The 18768-nt window shown below is 53.3% G+C and carries 18 protein-coding genes and 2 pseudogenes; 9 read left to right on the plus strand and 11 right to left on the minus strand.

The window, feature by feature from the left end; translation table 11 throughout:
* Positions 1-487: 487 nt before the first annotated feature.
* Both NXS13_RS09355 and NXS13_RS09360 read left to right on the plus strand, forming a co-directional pair.
* Positions 488-1052 (plus strand): annotated as a pseudogene (locus tag NXS13_RS09355) (NYN domain-containing protein); the annotation flags it as partial.
* Between the two features lie 362 nt (positions 1053-1414).
* A pseudogene (locus NXS13_RS09360) lies at positions 1415-1774 on the plus strand (NYN domain-containing protein); the annotation flags it as partial.
* Positions 1775-1800: 26 nt separating this feature from the next.
* Here NXS13_RS09360 and NXS13_RS06900 read toward each other — a convergent pair.
* Together NXS13_RS06900 and trxA are read right to left on the minus strand one after the other, a co-directional pair.
* Entirely contained in the window at positions 1801-2490 is a 690-nt protein-coding gene (locus NXS13_RS06900; RefSeq protein WP_259289532.1) for a hypothetical protein, read from the minus strand.
* A 124-nt stretch (positions 2491-2614) separates the two neighbouring features.
* Entirely contained in the window at positions 2615-2983 is a 369-nt protein-coding gene (gene trxA, locus NXS13_RS06905; RefSeq protein ID WP_259079622.1) for a thioredoxin, read from the minus strand.
* Positions 2984-3140: 157 nt separating this feature from the next.
* On the opposite strand from trxA, the gene NXS13_RS06910 reads away from it, so the two are divergent.
* Both NXS13_RS06910 and NXS13_RS06915 read left to right on the plus strand, forming a co-directional pair.
* Positions 3141-3344, plus strand: a complete 204-nt coding sequence (locus NXS13_RS06910; RefSeq protein ID WP_259079616.1) for a heavy-metal-associated domain-containing protein — start codon at positions 3141-3143, stop codon at positions 3342-3344.
* Between the two features lie 157 nt (positions 3345-3501).
* Positions 3502-5715 (plus strand): cation-translocating P-type ATPase, encoded by a 2214-nt coding sequence (locus tag NXS13_RS06915; RefSeq protein WP_259289582.1) that lies wholly within the window; start codon positions 3502-3504, stop codon positions 5713-5715.
* Here NXS13_RS06915 and dnaB read toward each other — a convergent pair whose 3' ends face one another.
* The 8 genes from dnaB to NXS13_RS06955 form a co-directional block, all read right to left on the minus strand.
* Positions 5716-7179, minus strand: coding sequence for a replicative DNA helicase (gene dnaB, locus NXS13_RS06920; protein WP_259079614.1), 1464 nt, complete (start codon positions 7177-7179; stop codon positions 5716-5718).
* Positions 7180-7249: 70 nt separating this feature from the next.
* On the minus strand, positions 7250-8998 hold the full coding sequence (locus NXS13_RS06925; protein ID WP_259289533.1) for a glycoside hydrolase family 15 protein: 1749 nt from the start codon (positions 8996-8998) through the stop codon (positions 7250-7252).
* A 525-nt stretch (positions 8999-9523) separates the two neighbouring features.
* Positions 9524-9976: a 50S ribosomal protein L9 gene (gene rplI / locus NXS13_RS06930; protein ID WP_259079606.1), complete on the minus strand. Its 453-nt coding sequence runs from the start codon at positions 9974-9976 to the stop codon at positions 9524-9526.
* 107 nt (positions 9977-10083) lie between these two features.
* Positions 10084-10653 carry a single-stranded DNA-binding protein gene (locus tag NXS13_RS06935; protein WP_259079601.1) on the minus strand — a complete coding sequence of 190 codons (570 nt, stop codon included), beginning with the start codon at positions 10651-10653 and terminating at the stop codon, positions 10084-10086.
* A 167-nt stretch (positions 10654-10820) separates the two neighbouring features.
* A complete protein-coding gene (rpsF, locus tag NXS13_RS06940; protein ID WP_259079599.1) occupies positions 10821-11108 on the minus strand; it encodes a 30S ribosomal protein S6 in 288 nt (95 codons plus the stop codon).
* Between the two features lie 150 nt (positions 11109-11258).
* Positions 11259-11438 (minus strand): hypothetical protein, encoded by a 180-nt coding sequence (locus NXS13_RS06945; protein ID WP_259079668.1) that lies wholly within the window; start codon positions 11436-11438, stop codon positions 11259-11261.
* Between the two features lie 84 nt (positions 11439-11522).
* On the minus strand, positions 11523-13538 hold the full coding sequence (locus NXS13_RS06950) for a transglycosylase domain-containing protein (protein ID WP_259079664.1): 2016 nt from the start codon (positions 13536-13538) through the stop codon (positions 11523-11525).
* A 231-nt stretch (positions 13539-13769) separates the two neighbouring features.
* Positions 13770-14129 (minus strand): DUF5318 domain-containing protein, encoded by a 360-nt coding sequence (locus NXS13_RS06955; protein ID WP_259079592.1) that lies wholly within the window; start codon positions 14127-14129, stop codon positions 13770-13772.
* Positions 14130-14347: 218 nt separating this feature from the next.
* Here NXS13_RS06955 and NXS13_RS06960 point away from each other — a divergent pair, with 218 nt between their 5' ends.
* The 3 genes from NXS13_RS06960 (at position 14348) to NXS13_RS06970 (ending at position 16032) form a co-directional block, all read left to right on the plus strand.
* Complete coding sequence (locus NXS13_RS06960) at positions 14348-14812, plus strand: MarR family winged helix-turn-helix transcriptional regulator (RefSeq protein WP_259079590.1); 465 nt, start codon at positions 14348-14350, stop codon at positions 14810-14812.
* Positions 14813-14898: 86 nt separating this feature from the next.
* Entirely contained in the window at positions 14899-15567 is a 669-nt protein-coding gene (locus NXS13_RS06965) for an SDR family oxidoreductase (protein WP_259079583.1), read from the plus strand.
* A 3-nt stretch (positions 15568-15570) separates the two neighbouring features.
* Positions 15571-16032 (plus strand): hypothetical protein, encoded by a 462-nt coding sequence (locus tag NXS13_RS06970; RefSeq protein ID WP_259079581.1) that lies wholly within the window; start codon positions 15571-15573, stop codon positions 16030-16032.
* Positions 16033-16103: 71 nt separating this feature from the next.
* On the opposite strand, the gene NXS13_RS06975 is transcribed toward NXS13_RS06970, so the two are convergent.
* The gene (locus NXS13_RS06975) at positions 16104-17036 is read right to left on the minus strand and encodes a rhodanese-related sulfurtransferase (RefSeq protein ID WP_259158622.1); all 933 of its coding nucleotides are present in this window, start codon (positions 17034-17036) and stop codon (positions 16104-16106) included.
* A 77-nt stretch (positions 17037-17113) separates the two neighbouring features.
* Here NXS13_RS06975 and NXS13_RS06980 point away from each other — a divergent pair, with 77 nt between their 5' ends.
* On the plus strand, positions 17114-18571 hold the full coding sequence (locus NXS13_RS06980; protein WP_259289534.1) for a bifunctional ADP-dependent NAD(P)H-hydrate dehydratase/NAD(P)H-hydrate epimerase: 1458 nt from the start codon (positions 17114-17116) through the stop codon (positions 18569-18571).
* Positions 18568-18768 carry a hypothetical protein gene (locus NXS13_RS06985; RefSeq protein WP_259079576.1) on the plus strand — a complete coding sequence of 67 codons (201 nt, stop codon included), beginning with the start codon at positions 18568-18570 and terminating at the stop codon, positions 18766-18768. The genes NXS13_RS06980 and NXS13_RS06985 overlap by 4 nt, the downstream gene beginning before the upstream one ends.

Below are 18768 nucleotides of genomic sequence, written 5' to 3' on the forward strand. Positions count from 1 at the left end.
GGTCAAAAACCAAGCAAGCCACACTCACCGGCCACCAAAAACACCACACCATTCACCAACACAACCCAACTGCAATCAAAAAAACAAAAAAACAATTGGCACACTATTGAGTTCTCAAACAACACACACCACACACAAACCACATGCGCAGCAACCACAAACCATACAACCTAACACCACACAGCGTCAAATCGCACCAAGCTCATGCACCACCACGACCAACCCTGGCCGCAACGACCCACATAAAACTACACACCCCACACCAAACACACAAATCCCCAGCACACAAGCTATAAATAAGAATTTTGAGCTCACTAGACGTGGGTTCAACAGAAAGCAGGGTTGAATAGGCCCGGTCCCACTGGCGTGGAGTAGGGTCGTAAAGGAGCAAATCTACGGCTCAGCTCGATACGCCTTATACTGTGAGATACGGGTCGAGTAAGGGCCTATATAAAAAGTTACTTAGAGAAAGAATATTAGAATTATCATGCTTGAACGCACTCAAATTTATGTAGATACCTCGTATCTACTAGCCAGTTTTTACAATGCTTGGGAAACGGGCGCCCGCTCACAATTAGAGATTGATCTTCCTGAGGTAGTTAGAGTCCTAAGCAGTATGGTCGAGCAAAGTTTAGGTCAACCCGTTCATCGCCAACTGTGGTACGACGGTATTCCCGATACCGGCCCTCACCGTTATCAACGATCGTTGCGGACCTGTGCAGGTGTGCAGCTACGTGCCGGATCGTTGATTGAGTGGGGTGAGCGCCGTACTCAGAAAGCAGTCGACACCCGTCTGGTTGCCGATATGGTGCTCGCCGGAGTACGTCGCGAAGTAACTGATATGGTGCTCGTCTCCGGGGATGCCGATATGATTCCAGGTGTACAGGAAGCTGTGGATAACGGCATCCGTGTACACCTTTATGGTTTCGGCTGGGAGTCGATGTCCTCTGCACTGCGCTTCTCCTGCGATACCACCACAATTTTAGATCCTCGCATGGACTTTGAGGACTGTATGCAATTGCAGGTTCTCGAGGGGCCTCTGCCTCCGCGTATCCAGCAGGAAGAATCAAAAGACAGTGCTGACCATCCTGAGTACAAAGAGAATTTCGATCCTGATGCAGCGGATAATTTCCAACAGCCTTATGAATATCAAAGCGCTGAGAACTCGGAAGAACTCCAAGAAGATCATCAGCCCGAGAAGCAGAACGAGGTTATAGTCGAGAATGAGGCGGAGATCGTCGCGCAAGTCCCCGATACCGAAGTTCCGCCGCCACATCACGTGGCTGTCGAATCGATCAAAGTAGAACGCAACTCCGTCGAGGAGATTAAAGACGGCGTACGATCGGTATCGATAGAAGAAAACGTAGAATACTCAGCTGCGGTCAATACTGGAGACTCCAGTCCTTCTCCCACCGATGCACCGGCGAAACGCCCTGTGCCGAGTCCCTCCATGATGGCTCCACGGCGCAAGCTCCGGTCGCGGTATGTGCCCCTCCCTAATGAGGTGTGGACATCAAGTGGCTCTTGTAGCCCCTTTGATGTGGGTCAACAGTACGCAATTTGGTGGTATGAGAAGGCCGCCAGCCCCGAGCAACTTGATGATGCCCATACCCTAACTGGAGGTGGGCTTCCGCCCGAGATCGATCGGCCGCTTTTGCAATTTGCCTGCGAAACCCTCCATGAGTACACTCTCACCGAATCTCAGCGGGTCAATCTCCGCGACGGATTTCACTCTGGAATGCGCGGAATACTATTGGGTAACCGCCCCGACTAGGCTAGGCCTTTAAATAGGTCAGGCTTTCAAGGGTTGAACCGCAGCTCTTTCTCAAGCGCCGCAATACGTTGAGCCACTCGACTTTCAGGGTGCGGTTCCTCAATAGTTTTCATCCGTTGGCGCGCGTCATCGTCAAGCAAGGTATGCATAGTAAGCGCTTGATCATGGCGCGCGTGCAATGAAGCTCTGATTTCACTGAACGCGGTATCAATGGGAATAATATCTAAGTCTGAGACGTCTGGACCTGACGATATGACCCCGTTCCCTGGTTCAGTCAGGTGTGCTAACTGATCTGATAGATCCGCGGCGACCCTTGCCAGCTGCTTAGCTGCTTGTTCTTTCTGTTGTTGCGCTTCGCTGGCGAGGGCGTCCATCTGTTCTATGGCATCGTCGAGGCCGATGAGCTGTTCAGCATAAATATAAACTTCTTGCATGGTCGCATGTGCATTTCTCGGGAGCTCATAGCGGCGGTAATGGTTTGCTAATATCAGCAATTCTCGAATTTTTGCAGCCAGTAATTCACTTCGTTGAGCGGCTCGAGCTCGACGTTCGCTCAGTTGCTTTAGCTGAGCCTCCGCAGCACTTGCTTGAGACCAAATGCGCTGATACTCATCCTCGGTGGCGGAGAATTTCTTCTTAAGGCGCTGCAGCTCTGGGTTAGAGCTCGATAAAGCAGCCCGAAGACGCTTGATACCCCTCGCCATAAAGTGAGCCATATATGCGCGCTGCCTTTCTCAATTTCCTTGTTTCAGACCATTATAAGACCGACGCGCGACCTCTTCAGCCCAAAAGAAGAAACCCAGTATTCACGCACGCGAATACTGGGATAAATGTAGGCGCCTAAGCGTTATCTTGCTGCTCAGCTACTTGCCGACGTACCTCATCCATATCAAGCGCACGCACCTGGCTAATGAGATCATCCAAAGCTGCCGCTGGCAGGGCTCCTGCTTCACGGTAGACCATGATGCCATCCCGGAAAGCCATCAACGTAGGGATGGACATGATTTGCAAAGCAGCAGCCAATCCCTGATTTTCCTCAGTATTGAGCTTAGCGAAAGTAATATCCTCGTGCTTATCGGCAGCCTTGGTATAAACCGGCAGGAACTGTCGACACGGTCCGCACCACTCGGCCCAGCAGTCAACGAGAACAATACCGTCTGCGGTGACCGTTGATTCAAAAGTGTCTTCAGTTACATTAACGAGTGCCATTGTCTATTTATCTCCTACTATTGAGAATGATTGTTTCTTAATTGAGGGCGGGGTACTCCCACCGCCCCAGTGTATTCATGGTCAAACAATCGTGCACGAAACGCTTTCAGCAGGCGTATTCAAGAGAAGAAAATACCTAGTGAAAGGGATATTTACCGTGGTGAAAAACTACTATGTTTCCGGCATGACGTGTTCGCATTGCGTCGCCTCAGTCACCGAGGAAATCGATGAGATTCCCGGCACCGAGGGTGTCGAGGTAGATCTCGAGACCGGACGCGTCTGCGTTACTGGCCAAGGATTTAGCGACGAGGAAGTCGCCGCTGCTATTACCGAGGCTGGCTACACCCTCAAAGAGTCATAGCAACCCCATCACCTGGTGGGGTGAGTTCTCATTAAACTAGGGCTCGTACCAGCATCCTACGACGGTGGTATGAGCCTTTAATATTTTCAACCCAAGGAGAAGTGTGAGTAGCGCCCCCGCTTTATCATCTAGCCATATCGAGCTCGGGATTACCGGCATGACCTGCACATCATGTTCGACTCGGGTGCAACGCAAACTAAATAAGGTCGATGGGGTTCAGGCCGCTGTTAATTACGCCACTGAGACCGCCTCTGTGGACTACGATCCCACGAGTACGAATCCAGAACATTTAGCCGAGGTTATCAGGGCTGCCGGTTACGACTCATTCATTCTCAATGATCCACCAAAGAGCCCGCAGGAACCGGGTTCAGAGGAAGAAACTGAGATCTCACCAATCGATAGAGCCCGCGACATGCATGCTCAGCAACTGCGCAACCGGTTGGCAATTTCAAGTATTTTGGCGCTACCCGTCTTTGTGCTCTCCATGTTTAGCGCCACCCAATTCGATAACTGGCAGTGGCTCTGTTTCGCTCTCACTGGTCCAGTATATTTTTATGGGGGCTGGCCTTTCCATCAGGCTACGGTTCGCAATCTTCGTCACGGTTCCTTCACTATGGACACCTTGATTTCTTTGGGCACAACCGCCGCCTTCGCGTGGAGTATCTATGCGCTCTTCCTCGGAGATGCCGGAGAGAACACAATGCGCATGGCCATGAGCTTCTCATCGCATAGTGACCACAGCGGAGATCATATTTACCTTGAATCCGTCGCGGTAGTGATCGTCTTTATTCTTCTCGGCCGATGGTTCGAAACCCGGGCAAAAGGGAGGAGTTCCCAAGCCCTGCAAGAAATTCTCAACCTCGGGGTAAAAACGGCAACCATTCTAGAAAACGGTTCGGAACATCGCCGCCGCACCGAATTAGTCGATGTGGGCTCGATCCTCGTCGTGCGGCCGGGGGAGAAGATTCCCACCGATGGGATCATCACCGCGGGGCACTCAGGGGTCGATGAATCCATGCTGACTGGCGAATCAGTACCCGTTGACAAAGCCGTGGGCGATAAGGTCTTCGGTGGAACTCTCAACACCTCCGGACGGCTTTTGGTCGAGGCCACCAAGGTAGGTAAAGATACCGCTTTAGCGCAACTTGCGGAATTGATGACCCAAGCCCAAGCAAAAAAAGCACCCGTGCAAAAGCTTGCGGACGCAATTTCCCAGGTATTCGTACCCATTGTGGTCGTCATTGCGGTTCTTACCGTCTTGGTGCACTTCTTCCTTTTGAATGCTAGCTCGTCAGACGCCTTTGCTACCGGAGTCGCCGTCCTTATCATCGCCTGTCCGTGCGCTCTCGGACTCGCTACTCCCACTGCGCTACTCGTGGGCGCGGGTCGTGGTGCACAACTCGGTCTTGTCATTAAAGGCCCAGAGATTTTGGAAAATACTCGTCGGATTACGGCGGTCGTGCTCGATAAGACAGGCACTATCACCAAGGGTGAAATGACAGTGGACACGGTATCACTGCTTCCGGAGAGCGAGCTAAACCGCGACGAAGCCCTCAGATATGCTGCTGCCGTGGAACAGGGCTCAGAGCACCCCCTTGCTCGCGCCTTGCTGCACACACAGGCTCGTCCTCTGCCAGAGATTACGGATTTTTATTCGACCCCAGGCCGCGGAGTCGCAGCAACGGTAGCAGGGAAAAAAGTCGTTGTAGAAAAGCCGCACACGTCTGTTGATGCCAAGGTGGCGTCAGACATTCGGGACCTTGAAGCCAGTGGTGCCACAGTGCTATTACTCGGCATCGATGGTGTTTATCACGCCCTCATTGCGGTGCGCGATCAACTCAAAGACGGGGCTCCTGGGGCAGTTGATGAACTACGTTCTTTAGGGCTTGTACCCTATATGCTCACCGGCGATAATCGAGGCGCTGCCCAGTTCATGGCGCGTCAAGTAGGCATTGATGATAGTCATATCTTTGCCTCCGTCATGCCGGAACAAAAGGTAGAACGCGTGCAGGAATTGCAGCGTCGTGGTGAAACGGTGGCGATGGTCGGCGATGGCATTAATGATGCAGCCGCCCTTGCTCAGGCCGATCTCGGCTTGGCAATGGGCGCGGGCACCGATATTGCAATCGAAGCAAGCGATATCACGATCATGAATAACGATCCACAACATATACCGCTAGCCATTAAGCTGTCGCGGGCAACGCTTAGAACGATCAAATTAAATCTGTTCTGGGCTTTCGCCTATAACGTCATCTTGATCCCGGTAGCAGCCGTCGGCCTGTTAAATCCCATGTTTGCGGGTGCCGCAATGGCCTTAAGTTCAGTATTTGTAGTGAGCAATTCACTGCGCTTGAAGGCTTTCGGACGCTAATTAATGCGGCATATTGGCAAAGCGAGAAAAGTGTAGCTGGTGGGCCACGCGTACCGTGTCAATAGGCCCACCGCGGTGCTTTGCCAAAATAATATCGGCCTCGCCCGCGCGGCTATCTTCTTTGTCCTGTGAATCGGGGCGGTAGAGCAACATCACCATATCGGCGTCCTGCTCCAGAGATCCAGATTCACGCAGATCAGCCAATTGCGGGCGCTTATCCGTGCGCGATTCAGGGCCACGGTTGAGCTGGGAGATGGCCACCACCGGCACTTCCAGCTCCTTTGCCAAAAGCTTTAAGGAACGGGAAAATTCGGAAACTTCCTGCTGGCGTGATTCGGTTTTCTTGCCACTGCTCATGAGCTGTAAATAGTCGACGACGATTAGTTGCAGATCGTGCTTCTGCTTTAATTTACGTGCTTTTGAGCGGATTTCCATCATAGTGAGGTTCGCGGAATCATCGATAAAGATGGGGGCATCCTTAAGCTCGTCGGTGCGGCTGACGATTACCCGCCAGTCCTGGTCCGTCATGGTACCGCTGCGCATATCGGTTAACTTGATTTCTGTTTCCGCCGAGAGCAAGCGCATGACGATCTCGGATTTGCTCATCTCGAGAGAGAAGATTGCGGCTGCTTTATTGTTTTTAATGGCACATGAGCGGACAAAGTCGAGCGCTATCGTTGACTTTCCAACGCCCGGACGCGCCGCCACAATGATCATCTGACCTGCGTGTAAACCATTGGTAAGCCGGTCAAGATCCACAAAACCAGTAGGGACCCCTTGAGCTAGGCCGCCGCCGTCGGAAATGCTATCGAGTTCAGCGAGGGTTTCTTCCAAAATATCGCCTATCACCATATAGTCCTCGGTGGCGTTAGTGCGGGTAATGGAAAAGACTTCCTGTTGAGCTCGGTCAATAACGGCATCAACCTCGGCACCCTCGGTGCCCTCGTAACCTAATTGCACTACCCGAGTTCCAGCCTCGACGAGGCGCCTCAGAAGCGCCTTCTCCGCCACGATTTCAGCGTAATACTTAGCGTTAGCGGAGGTAGGAACCGAAGAGATAAGTTGCACGAGATAGGGGGCGCCGCCGATACGCTCTAAATCATTCGAGCGATCGAGGCGTCCACCCACGATCACCGGATCGATTTCGCGCGACTCAGAGAACAGTTCGATCATCGCGTTAAAAATAAGTTGATGGGCAACGCGATAAAAATCCTCTGCTCTGAGGATATCGATCATATCGATCACGGCGGAGCCGCTCAGCAGCATCGCTCCCAACACGCCTTGCTCGGCCGCTAGGTCAAAGGGAGGTTGCCGGTAATCGTCCACCGATGGGGCGGTCTCGCGTTGCTGATAGGAGCGAAACTGTCGGGGTTCAGCTACTGGGATATCCTCTTTCGGCACTGCCTGCGAGTAAATTGGGGCCTGCGCGTCGTCATCGAAATTGGTATCTGGAAAATTTGTCATATCGAGCGCTTTTCTCCATCTAGTTATATCCAGCGGCTCTCTGCCACCGTGGTCTGTCTACCATTATCGCCTACGCCTGAGCGACGCTAAAAACGGTGCGCTTCTTAGATATCGGATCTAACAGTGCACCGGCTGCACCGATCGCTCCCACATGCGAGAATCCCTGCGGGAAATTCCCCCATAGTCTGTGGTTGTGCGCATCGTATTCCTCCGCTAGCAACCCCACATCATTGGCTGCCTGAAGAAGCGATGAGAACAATTTGTGTGCTTGCGACATCTCACCGGTACGCGCATAGTATTCCACCAGCCAAAAATTACAGATGAGAAAGGGAAATTCCCCTCCCTCCACGCCGTCGATCCCGGATTCGGTAGCGTAGCGGTAGATCAAGCCAGAGGGGCTGGCTAGCGTCTCCGTGATGCGCTCAACGGTGCGCGCCAATAACGGATCGGCCCAGGAGATTAATCCCGAGTAGGGGAGTTGCAGAAGGGCTGCGTCAACATGTGGGGAATCATAGGTTTGGCAAAAATATTGACCCTCAGGCTCGATTCCGTTCTGAAAAATCTCTTGTCGAATATCCATCGCGGTGTGGTGCCAGAGTGAGCGCGTCTGGGTATCTACTTTATGGCTGTGTGCTTGGTGGAGCATCGCTCGCAGGCCTCCGTAGATCATGGCCCTCGAATGCGTGAAATGGTGAAGATCTCCGCGCATTTCCCAGATTCCGCGATCTTTGTCCGCTATCCGCTCAATCATGGCATCCGTAATGATCAGCTGTGCCTGCCATGATTCGTAAGTATCGGGGTAGCCTCGATCCCGCAATTCCTGGCAAGCGATAAGCACTTCACCGGCCACGTCGGCCTGGAATTGCTCGCTAGCACCGTTGCCGATGCGCACCGGCAGAGAGGATCGATACCCCGGTAGATGGGGCAATTCCTGTTCCAGCAGATCAGTGCTACCATCAGCGCGGTACATGATTTTATAATCGTGTACAACTAATGCAACCCATTGTCTCCACCGATCAATATATGAGATCGGATTGGGGCTGACACCCAAACTATATGCTCGCGCTAGAGCTTGGATGCTAAAGGCGCTATCGCGCAACCAAGCATAGCGATAATCCCAGTTTCTGCTCCCGCCTGGCCTCTCAGGTAAAGAGGTTGTGGGTGCAGCAATAATGGCTCCTGATGGATGGCACAATTGTCGTAGTACTTGAGCACTGCGCGAGGCCGCTCGCAGTATTTCATTCGATTCTTCTAGCGAATGCGTTTGTAGGGCATAGGCTGGGTGGGCGAGGACGTAGGGCCACGTCAAACGCACCCGAAAGATATCACCCTGCCTAATAGTTGGTGGAATGTCCGGACTATCGATACTGAGATCAACTCCATGGCACTGGTGAGTACTGATGCTTGGAGAATTATATTCAACCGCTGAGCGTCCATATTCGACTCCGATAATTAGCTCGTGATTGATATCGGCTTGACCGCGTATCCCTCGAATTTCACGATCAAAGATAACAGTTCCGTGTTCAATATTAAGGGTATCTGTGCGGCTAAACTCCGCTACAGCGGTACTGTAGACGCTCGTGAGTTGTCTTCCGTCGTAATGATATTCGCGGTGACAGTGCCAATCCTTGGGATTGTGTGGCCCCAAAAACCACCGACCATGGCGCTCATCGCCAAGTACGGCGGCGAAAATTGATGGAGAATCAACCTGAGGTAAGCATAACCAGTCCACACTGCCATGGCGTGATATGAGAGCGAGTTGACCGTTAGCGCCGAGCAGAGCGTACTCAGAGATGGCGGGCGGGAGGTAATGAGGCATGAGACCCCTTCGGCATTCCGTGATTGTGTGATTCTGTGATTCCGTGAATCCCGGCTCGGAGGTAGTTGGTATATCCCTTAAAACAGTAGCTAAAAGGGGGTGGCAGGGAGATGGATTTAGCCAGCGAATATAGCGGACCTGCATACCGGAGATCAATAGTTATCCACAGGGGGTGTTGATAAGTTGACCGGAGTTGTGGATAGCGCCTCGAAGACGCAGGTGCGAGTGTGGATAAGCGTGTGCGGATGCCCGTTTTGCCTTCTCCATACAAGCAAAAGTCCAGTTCGGAGGCATTTTGAGGGTACCACTAGGCGCCCTACCCCTTTCAAGGGGAAGCATTTGACATCACGAACTTCTTGACAGCACCACAAGGCTTATGGGTTTGAGCTGGACGAAGTTATCCACACCTTGTACACAGGATAAAAATCATTCGAGGCATCCCCCGCTAAAGGGATGCCTCGAATGTGCTGTTGTCATTGGGAGAGCTTTTAAAAATTCAAGCCCACCGTCGCGGTTGCCTATTCTCTAGGCAGCTGCGACCTGAAAGTTCACGGTAGCTACAATCGTGGAGTGTAGCTTCACGTCTACCTGGTACGAACCAGTGGTCTTAACAAGACCTTTTGGCAGTACAATTGCACGCTTGTCCAGGTTAGGTCCGCCGGCTGCCTTCACAGCTGCGGCAATATCTTCAGCGCTAACAGAGCCGAAGATTTTACCCTTCTCAGAAGTGCGCACAGAAACGGTGACGCCTTCAAGCGCCTCCAGCTCAGCCTTCACTTCGCGAGCATGGTCGAAGTCGCGAATCTCGCGAGCTTGTTGGGCACGTTTGATGCCCTCAATCTGCTTCTCTGCGCCGCGGGTGGCAACAATGGCCAGGCCGCGGGGAAGCAGCAAATTACGTCCGTAGCCGTCTTTAACCTCGACGATGTCGCCTGCGACACCGAGGTTCTCGACAGCGGCGGTGAGGATCAGTCTCATGATCCCTGCCTTTCGTGGTTTTCATATCTTCCCAGTTGAAGGGGAAGAAAAGGGTGATATCTGTGATGTGCTTACGGGTTCTGCGTTCTCTGCTGATCCGGCTAGGATCAGAAGGGAGGCTCTTCGTCGCCACCAAATCCGCCAGCTGCGGGGGCCGAACCCCAGGGGTCATTGCTCGGGGCCTCAGAACGGCCGCCGAAACTGCCTGATCCGCTATCGCTATAGCCACCGGATCGTCCTTGCGGAGCCGATCCCGTCTGGGGGCGGGAACCGTAGTTACCGCCGCCACCATAATTGCCGCCACCTTCACGAGGGTTGCGGACAATATCGGCAGTAGCATAGCGCAAAGATGGGCCTACTTCATCTACTTCGAGCTCCATAACGGTGCGTTTCTCACCCTCGCGGGTTTCGTAGGAACGCTGCCTGAGCCGACCGGTTACGATAACCCGCATACCCTTCTTGAGGGATTCTGCGACGTTTTCAGCGGCTTGGCGCCAGATATTGCAAGACAAAAACAGTGCCTCGCCGTCTACCCACTGGCCCGATTGGGAATCGTACCGGCGCGGGGTGGAGGCAACCCTAAAGGTTGCTACCGCTGCGCCCTGCTGGGTAAAACGGAGTTCGGGGTCGGCGACAATATTGCCGACAATCGTCATAGTGACGTCACCTTGTGCCATGATCGTGCCTCTCTTATCTGCGTAATGTAGATCGAATAGATGCTGCTAGGGATAAATGAGTAGATGGGAGCGAGAAGAATCGCTGTCCTAGTATTCCACCATTGCGGGGCCTTGAGCGCGAGGGCTCGTATAAGGATTGCCCGAATACTGTGGATTTTAGTAGGGACTTATTTATCTCCGCGCAGGACCTTGGTACGCAGAATGCTATCGCTCAGATTCAGCCTACGGTCAAGCTCTTGGACGGTAGCAGATTCGCAGTGAAGATTGACGACGGCATAAATGCCTTCCTCATTCTTCTCAATTGGGTAGGCCAAGCGGCGCTTACCCCAGATGTCAACCTTTTCCACGGTGCCGTTTTCCTTGCGGACAACCTCAAGGAATTTGTCTAGGGACGGGGCAACGGTGCGTTCATCCTGGGATGGTTCCAGAATGATCATAATTTCGTAGTGACGCACGGACCTCATCACCTCCTATGGTCTTAATAGTATTTTGAGTCGGCCGCACCCTGGGTGGGTGTGGCAGGAGGGTCTTGTTGCGTCAGCAACCTTTCTAAAATATCGCATTCCGTGCCGAAAGTCGATTCTTTTCCTAGTTGGGCCTGCCGGTTAGAGCGAGACCGCCACTCCTATGATGACAGGAATTACTGTGATAAATACCAGTGCGATGCTAAAGAGACTCCAGGTGAGCTGAGGTTTTTTGTCATAGTAGTGAGAGAGAAAAGAGCCGGTGAAAAGTGCAAAGCCCACCATCACGCTTATAATCGCCACCAAAGTATGTGCTGCCACCGCGGTCCTTTCTGTTCGTGTCCCTAATGTACCTTGCAACATAAAGAAAATCACCACCGCTCGTATAGGCGGTGGTGATGGTTGCTACTGGCCAAATAATTCGGCCGGGAGGTTGATACCCGGGAAAACCTCAACATACTCAGGTTCCGCTGGAGCAGGAGCGGGAGCAGGAGGGGCTACGGGTGGTGCTTCCTCCACAGCCTCAGGGGTTTGAGCGGCAGGCGCCTGCGGACTCTGATAGTAGAACTGTCCACTACTATTGGTCCCCATATCTCCGACAAAGTCGGTACGTCTTATTTGCCCGAGCGGCTCAGCAGCGGGGAATTCTTCAACGGCGCGCCCGGCTAGTGCACCATCAAGAACTCCCTTCCAGATAGTCGTGGGCAGGTTGGCGCCATAGATGGAGCCGCCTCCGGCATTGAGGATAGCCGAGGAATCATCCGTGCCCACCCATACGGCAGTGGCCAGCTGTGGGGTGGCACCGACCATCCACGCGTCCTTATTGAGCCCGGTATCACCGAGCTGCTGGGTGCCAGTCTTGGCAGCAGACTGGCGGCCATCGTTGAGGACATTGTAGTTCGACCAAGCTGCGATCGGGAGCATAGCATCGATGGTATTGGAGGCTACGTTGCGTGCTACTCGGCGCTCTCCTTCACCTACTTCGTGCTGGTAGAGAACTTCACCGTCGCCCGTCTCCACGCGCTCGACGAAGTACACCTCGTGCCAAATGCCCATATTGGCCAAGGTTGCTACGGCGTGCGCCATATCGAGAGGTCGGGAGCTATATTGTCCCAAAATTACGCCCTCATAGGGCTGTCCACCATTTTCAGTTAGTGTTTCCTCTGTTCCGGTAAACGATCGCGCAACTCCAAGAGCGTGCGCCATATCCGCCACATCTTGGGTGTTATTATCGAGCGATTTTTGCACCCGAAGGAAGGGAGTGTTCAAAGACTGCTTCAACGCCTCTTTCATGGTGCAGGCGCCACCACACCCTCCGCCTTGAACTTGGGCGTTATTGCCCAGGGTGAAGGGGGCGGTGGAGTAGAGGCGGTTCGGGGAGACACCCTGTTGGAGGGCCGCGGCATAGCCGAAGATCTTAAAGGTCGAGCCGGTCTGATAGCCGGCATTGGCATAGTCCCAACCATTGGGATCCTCGCCGCCATAATAGGCTCGCACTGCACCGGTAGCTGGTTCCACCGATACGGCAGCGGTTCTTAAATTCTCTGGCTGGCCCTCCAGGTTAGAGCGCACAGTGTTGACGGTAGCCTGCTGAGCCTGGGTATCAATGGTGGTGATGATGCGCAGACCTCGGGTTTCCACATCCTCCTGGCTGATACCGTGGGCAGCTAATTCTGCCATGGCCTGGTTTTTGATGTGGCCGTTCGTGCCTTCCGCCTCGGTATAGGCCTGATTGAAGGCCGGATCGATGGTCTCTGGATAGACCGCCGCTGCACGCTCATCGGGGTTGAGCCATCCCTCGTCCACCATGCCATCGAGCACATAATTCCAGCGGGTTTCCGCCTCTGCGCGGTTCTTCCATGGGTCTAATTCGGATGGGCGCTGGATAGACGCGGCAAGAACCGCGGCCTGTTCCGCACTCAGATCCCCAGCAGTGGTACCAAAATAGGCATGGGCGGCCGCTTCGATTCCATAGGCATTACGGCCGAAATAAATGGTGTTGAGATACGCTTCGAGCACTTGATTCTTGTCCCACTCATTGGCCATCTTGACCGAGTACACCAATTCCCGCGCTTTGCGCTTATAGGAGTAGTCATTGCCTACCACCATATTTTTTACATATTGCTGGGTAATGGTGGAGCCGCCGCCGGCGGAGCTGTTTCCGGTGAGCTGGCCTATAGCGGCGCGCGCAAAACCAGTAAAGGAAAAACCGTTATTTTCGTAGAAATCACGATCCTCCGCCGCCAGGACGGCATCTCGCACTTGCGGAGGAATACGATCGAGACTTATCTCCTCGCGATTTCCTTCCGCTGGAACAATGCGGGCTAGTTCCGTCTTGCTATCGGCGGCATAAATGCGAGAGACCTGTTTGGTTACTAGTTCCCCAGGTTGCGGTACCTCGATGGAGATATAGGCCACCATAAAGATTAGAAAGGGCACCGCAATAAGCGTGGTGAGCGCAACCGCGAGGCCGGAGAAGATCCAATTCGATTTCTTTCCTGCATTTTTCTTCGGTTTCGCCGCATCAGCGCGACCTTTTTTCTTATCAACCACGTGAAAAGCTCTCTCTCAAGTTTTTCCGTCCCAGATCTTTTCTTTTATCTTGGTCTATCTTTGTCTATCTATGTCTGGGATGCCCAATCGGATGAGTTCTTAGGGCCCAATATGTGCCGCTGCGAGTAGATGATTCCACTGGCAGTTGGGACATACCTCTACTTTATGAATAGTAAACTCTCGTCCTTGCTGTGTAAATTGCTCAATCTCCGCTAACGATCTGGCACTTCCAGAGGCTCGGCCTAATTGTTCGCCGTAGACCCACAGCACTTCGCGGAGGTCATCCTCCGAACAGATTGGACACGGATAAGGAGCGGGGGTCCCGTGATAGCGGGCAGCTGCCACAAGAAGAAAATCAGCCTCACAGACCATCGCCCGACTTACCTGCCCGGCGCGCCACTTATTGAGGAGGCGGCGACGAGCCAACCGGTGCGTGACTTGTCCTACAAATTCCACCATGCTCCCAGTTTAGCTATTTATGTTCGCTCTTAGGATTTTCTTAAGACAGCGACTTCTAACGATTTACCTGCCCACAGAAAGGCTGGAACTAGACTTATTGAGTAATCCGTCTTCCAGCGCGAAAGGTCTTTTTACAGATATAAATGTGATCAATTAATCAACGTTCATGCAGCTTAAACTCGAACTCAGGATGGGAAAATAGCTACAATTAGAAGATTATGAATGCTGAAACCGCCAGAGAACTAGCAATCCGCGTGCGCCCTGCACTGACGAAACTTTATGTGCTCTATTTCCGTAAGGCGCAGTCCTCCGACCTCACTGGTCCGCAGCTGACTATCTTGGCGCGACTAGCCGAAGAAGGTGCCTGCCGTATTAGCCATATTGCGAAGGCCGAGGGTATTCGGATGCCGACCGCCTCTAATGCCCTGCACCAATTGGAGGACCGGGGAATGGTTGAGCGGCTCCGCGAGGAAGCAGACAGGCGCGGGGTCAGGGTTCAGCTCACCGATTTCGGCCGCCGTGAGCTGACGAGGGTGGGGGAGGAGCGTATCGGTCACCTCACGGATATGTTCACCTCTCTTCCGGAGGAAGATTATGACGACGCCGTGCGCCTCGCCTCTTTAATACAAGACCTCGCTGATTCCTACGGCGATATTGTAGAGAATGCCCGCGAGGTTGAGTGACCCTGTTCTGATACCCCCTATACCATCGACCACGTTGCCGGGTACGCTGGGATCTATATTCTGTCGATCCCAAGGAGCCTTGGTCTATGTCTCAGCAGTCCTTAGCAACCGCGCTTATAACGGGGGCGAGCCGCTCCGTAGGAAAGCGGCTTACTGAGCTATTGCTAGAGTCGGGCTACTATGTCTACGCCCAGCACCATCGCAGTATGATCCCCTTCGAGCATGAAAACCTCGAATGGTTCCAGTTAGATCTAGCCCACGGGGATATGGCAAAACTACCTGTCGTCGATCGACTTGACGCCCTTGTCCACTGCGCCGGCATCGCCACTCTCGGGCCCACAGCCACCCAGCCGCGCAGCGAATGGGAAGCCCATATGGACGTCAATCTTCTAGGCCCCTATGAATTAACTCAGCACTATCTACCGGCACTTGAACGCAGCAGTGGCCAGATGATCTATGTGAATTCTGGTGCGGGACTTAATACTCATGCACACTGGGGCGCTTATTCGGCTAGCAAATTCGCCGCCCGTGCATGGTGTGAGGCACTTAGACAAGAGCATAAGTCGATACGCATCAGTAGTGTTTACCCGGGCCGCATCGCCACCGATATGCAACGAGCTATCCGAGAGCAGGAGGGTGGACCGTATACTGAGAGTGAGTACTTATCGGTGGACACCGTTGCAGACACCCTGCTGAATATCCTCACCCTGCCTGCCGACGCCCACATTCCTGATCTCTCAATCCGTCCGAGGTAGGCCATGGACCATCCCGAAAATGACTTAAGTTCCGATGCCGATTACGCCAACCGCTTTAGACCCGGCGCGCACTCATTCGATGAATTAGCCGATGCCACTGATCCTTTAGCGGAAGCTCTACGTAACCGCACCTCAACCAGGCAGGCGATCTACTTTGCCCTACTCACTCCGCTTCTGACCGCACTCGTGGCATATATTTTGGCTTGGGTTGCGCGGTGGAGGGGCGGGCCGCTCTGTGATGGCGGCGAGGTTGTATGGATTTGTTCAAGGAACGCGGAGTTATGGTGGCCTGCACTGACGAGTGTCATACCAATAGTGGCGACTTTAGGGTGCGCGGTCATAATGTATCGGAAATATTTAGGGTATACCCGATGGCGCCCCTGGATGGGCACCTTCTGGTTTTTGGTACCGTTCTCAATGATCTGGATGGTCACCGTATTCCAGATGTCCATCGTGGGCCATTAGCTCCTTGACATCCATATACAGAAATCTCAAGCCCCCGCGCAGGTGAATGCTCGGGGGCTGGAGTGGTTTTTTTAGTGGGTACTCAGACTAGCGTGCCGAGCCACTTCAGCGCATTCGGGGCGCCCGCAGTGACGGGTTTCGAGGTTCTCGTAACAGTCTGGGCACATGAGAACGAGATCTCGACAATTGTCTTCGTTGATGCAGTGCTCAAATTTATTCGTGGGTGCACCGCACTTGCAGTGGCCAAGTTGGACAAAGCCGGGGTCTTTTACTCCGGCGCCAAATTCTAGGTGCATGCGCTGGTCAAAGACATAGAGAGAGCCTTCCCACAGTCCAGAGTTGCCGAACTGCTCTCCATAGCGCACGATACCGCCGTCAATTTGATAGACCTCCTTAAATCCTCGGTTCTTCATGAGCGAGGAGAGGATTTCGCAACGGATTCCGCCAGTGCAATACGACACTACAGGTTTATCTTTCATCCAGTCGTATTTGCCAGATTCAAGCTCGCGGATGAAATCATGAGTGGTACGCACATCGGGGACAACGGCGTTTTTAAATTTGCCAATCTCGGCTTCCATGGCATTGCGGCCATCAAAGAAGACGACCTCCTCACCGCGCTCTTCCACCAGCTTATTGACATCCTCGGGTTTCAAGTGAATTCCACCGCCGACGACACCACGCTCATCGACTTTAAGTTCACCCGGTGCACCGAAGGCGACGATCTCATCGCGAACTTTAACGCTTAGCTTAGGGAAGTCATCGGCCCCTCCGTCGGACCATTTAAATTCAGTGCCCTTAAAGCCTGGGTACTCACGGAATTTTCGGACGTACCGTTTGCAAGCGGCCATATCGCCGCCGACAGTACCGTTGATGCCGTGTTCGGAGATGAGAATTCGACCTTTAAGGCCGAGCAATTCACACAGTTCACGCTGCCATAACATAACCGCCTTAGGGTCTTTAATGGGAGTGAACTTGTAGTACAGGAGAATTTTGCCAACGCTCATAATATAGTCAAGCCTAGTCGGCGATCTTGGTTCACACCTAACCCAATGAGGGTGATATATCCCGTACGCTTGAGGGTATGTTCACCGCTTATGTGGCCACAACGATTCGCGAGGCTGAGAAGCCCCTTATTCATCCCGACGATCGGCTTATGCGTACTGCCGCTCACGCTGTGGCCGATCACATTGCTGCATGTGTTCGCGCCGACGCCACTATACTGATCTTGGCTGGCACAGGAGGCAACGGTGGTGATGGTCTCTATGCAGGGGTGGATCTCATTAAGCGTGGCTATGACAGAATTTGTGCATATATGCCAGATGAGGCCTACCCTCCGGCACTCACAGCCTTCACCGAGGCTGGGGGATCTATAATCGGCGATCTTGATAAGATCACTCCTGATCTTATTGTCGATGCCCTCGTGGGCCTCGGCTGCCATAGCGGAATTGATCCAAAGATAGACAATTTTATTGCGCACAATCAAAATGCGGTCATCGTGAGTGTGGATATTCCCAGTGGAATTGATGCCGATACGGGTGTCGCCTTCAGCCCACATATACGCGCAGATCATACGATCAGTTTTGGAGCGGCTCGGGGTGCCCATCTCATCAGTCCTCATTGTGGCACTATTTCCATTGCACCCATTGGAATTGAAGATCATCTCCACACTCCCTTGGGGTACCTGAGCCATAGCATCACCGCTGATGGGAAAATCGGAGTTCGAGGGGCAGACTTCGACGCCCACCGCGTCATCCCTGGACCACTCGATCACAAATACAGTGGGGGAGTAGTGGGGATTATTGCTGGTAGCCCCACCTATCCAGGTGCAGCGGTGCTGGCGACTACCGCCGGTGTGCAAGCCACCAGCTCCATGGTGCGCTATCTCGGACCATGCGCGAACGAAGTCATTGCTCTTAATCCTGAGGTAGTATGCCAAGACGGAGCGGTCGATGCCTGGGTGATCGGTCCAGGCGGAGCAGGAGCGGCCGATATCGAGAATATTCTTGGCTCTCCTTGCCCCGTCATCCTTGACGCTGGAGCATTGACCACGCTAGCGCAATCGGAGCTTTTGCGTAGTCAGCTGATCGCGCGCACAGATCCCACTGTTCTTACGCCACACCACGGAGAATTTGAGACTCTGGCGCGAAATTTCTGCACGGAATCACTAGCCACGGGCGGCTTAGGGGCCATTCAAGAGCTTGCGGATCATATGGGCCATACTCTTGTGGTGAAGGGGAGAAAAACAGTGATATGCACAGGCAGTAGGGACGCAGTGATAGCAATAGATTCGGGTCACTCGTGGCTAGCAACCCCGGGAACCGGTGACCTCTTGGCAGGGATGATGGGAGCGTGGGTAGCCCACCACCAGGCCCGTCAGCTCAATATCAATCTCGCTATACCACTCAGTGTCCATATCTTAAATATCGCAGGGTTCCTAGCGGCACAAACGACCTATGGGGCGGCACCAACGTCAGCGAGTGCGGTAGCACGAAAAATTCCTGAGGCTACAGCCGCGATCCTCTACACTAAAAAACTATGAGATTTGGAATGCGAAAACCCTCCCTCAAGAAATCCATCAAAGCGCGCACCACCGGCCGCGCTAAACGCGCTGTCAAGCGCACTCTTATCCCCGGTTATGGCCAACGCGGTATGGGCTTGGTCAAAGACCCCAAAAGGGCTGTGAAAAACGCTATCTATAAGCGCACCACATTCAGCCTCTGGGACCTTTTCCGCTGA

The sequence above is a fragment of the Corynebacterium sp. ES2730-CONJ genome (assembly GCF_024834055.1).
Taxonomy (GTDB): domain Bacteria; phylum Actinomycetota; class Actinomycetes; order Mycobacteriales; family Mycobacteriaceae; genus Corynebacterium.

Coding starts and splice junctions, on each gene's coding strand:
- dnaB (WP_259079614.1), bottom strand. CDS start 7,179: ATGACAAATTTTCCAGATACCAATTTCGATGACGACGCGCAGGCCCCA.
- NXS13_RS06925 (WP_259289533.1), bottom strand. CDS start 8,998: ATGCCTCATTACCTCCCGCCCGCCATCTCTGAGTACGCTCTGCTCGGC.
- NXS13_RS06965 (WP_259079583.1), top strand. CDS start 14,899: ATGTCTCAGCAGTCCTTAGCAACCGCGCTTATAACGGGGGCGAGCCGC.
- rplI (WP_259079606.1), bottom strand. CDS start 9,976: ATGAGACTGATCCTCACCGCCGCTGTCGAGAACCTCGGTGTCGCAGGC.
- NXS13_RS06960 (WP_259079590.1), top strand. CDS start 14,348: ATGAATGCTGAAACCGCCAGAGAACTAGCAATCCGCGTGCGCCCTGCA.
- NXS13_RS06915 (WP_259289582.1), top strand. CDS start 3,502: ATGACCTGCACATCATGTTCGACTCGGGTGCAACGCAAACTAAATAAG.
- trxA (WP_259079622.1), bottom strand. CDS start 2,983: ATGGCACTCGTTAATGTAACTGAAGACACTTTTGAATCAACGGTCACC.
- NXS13_RS06950 (WP_259079664.1), bottom strand. CDS start 13,538: ATGGTGGCCTATATCTCCATCGAGGTACCGCAACCTGGGGAACTAGTA.
- NXS13_RS06900 (WP_259289532.1), bottom strand. CDS start 2,490: ATGGCTCACTTTATGGCGAGGGGTATCAAGCGTCTTCGGGCTGCTTTA.
- NXS13_RS06975 (WP_259158622.1), bottom strand. CDS start 17,036: ATGAGCGTTGGCAAAATTCTCCTGTACTACAAGTTCACTCCCATTAAA.
- NXS13_RS06970 (WP_259079581.1), top strand. CDS start 15,571: ATGGACCATCCCGAAAATGACTTAAGTTCCGATGCCGATTACGCCAAC.
- NXS13_RS06980 (WP_259289534.1), top strand. CDS start 17,114: ATGTTCACCGCTTATGTGGCCACAACGATTCGCGAGGCTGAGAAGCCC.
- NXS13_RS06985 (WP_259079576.1), top strand. CDS start 18,568: ATGAGATTTGGAATGCGAAAACCCTCCCTCAAGAAATCCATCAAAGCG.
- NXS13_RS06955 (WP_259079592.1), bottom strand. CDS start 14,129: ATGGTGGAATTTGTAGGACAAGTCACGCACCGGTTGGCTCGTCGCCGC.
- NXS13_RS06935 (WP_259079601.1), bottom strand. CDS start 10,653: ATGGCACAAGGTGACGTCACTATGACGATTGTCGGCAATATTGTCGCC.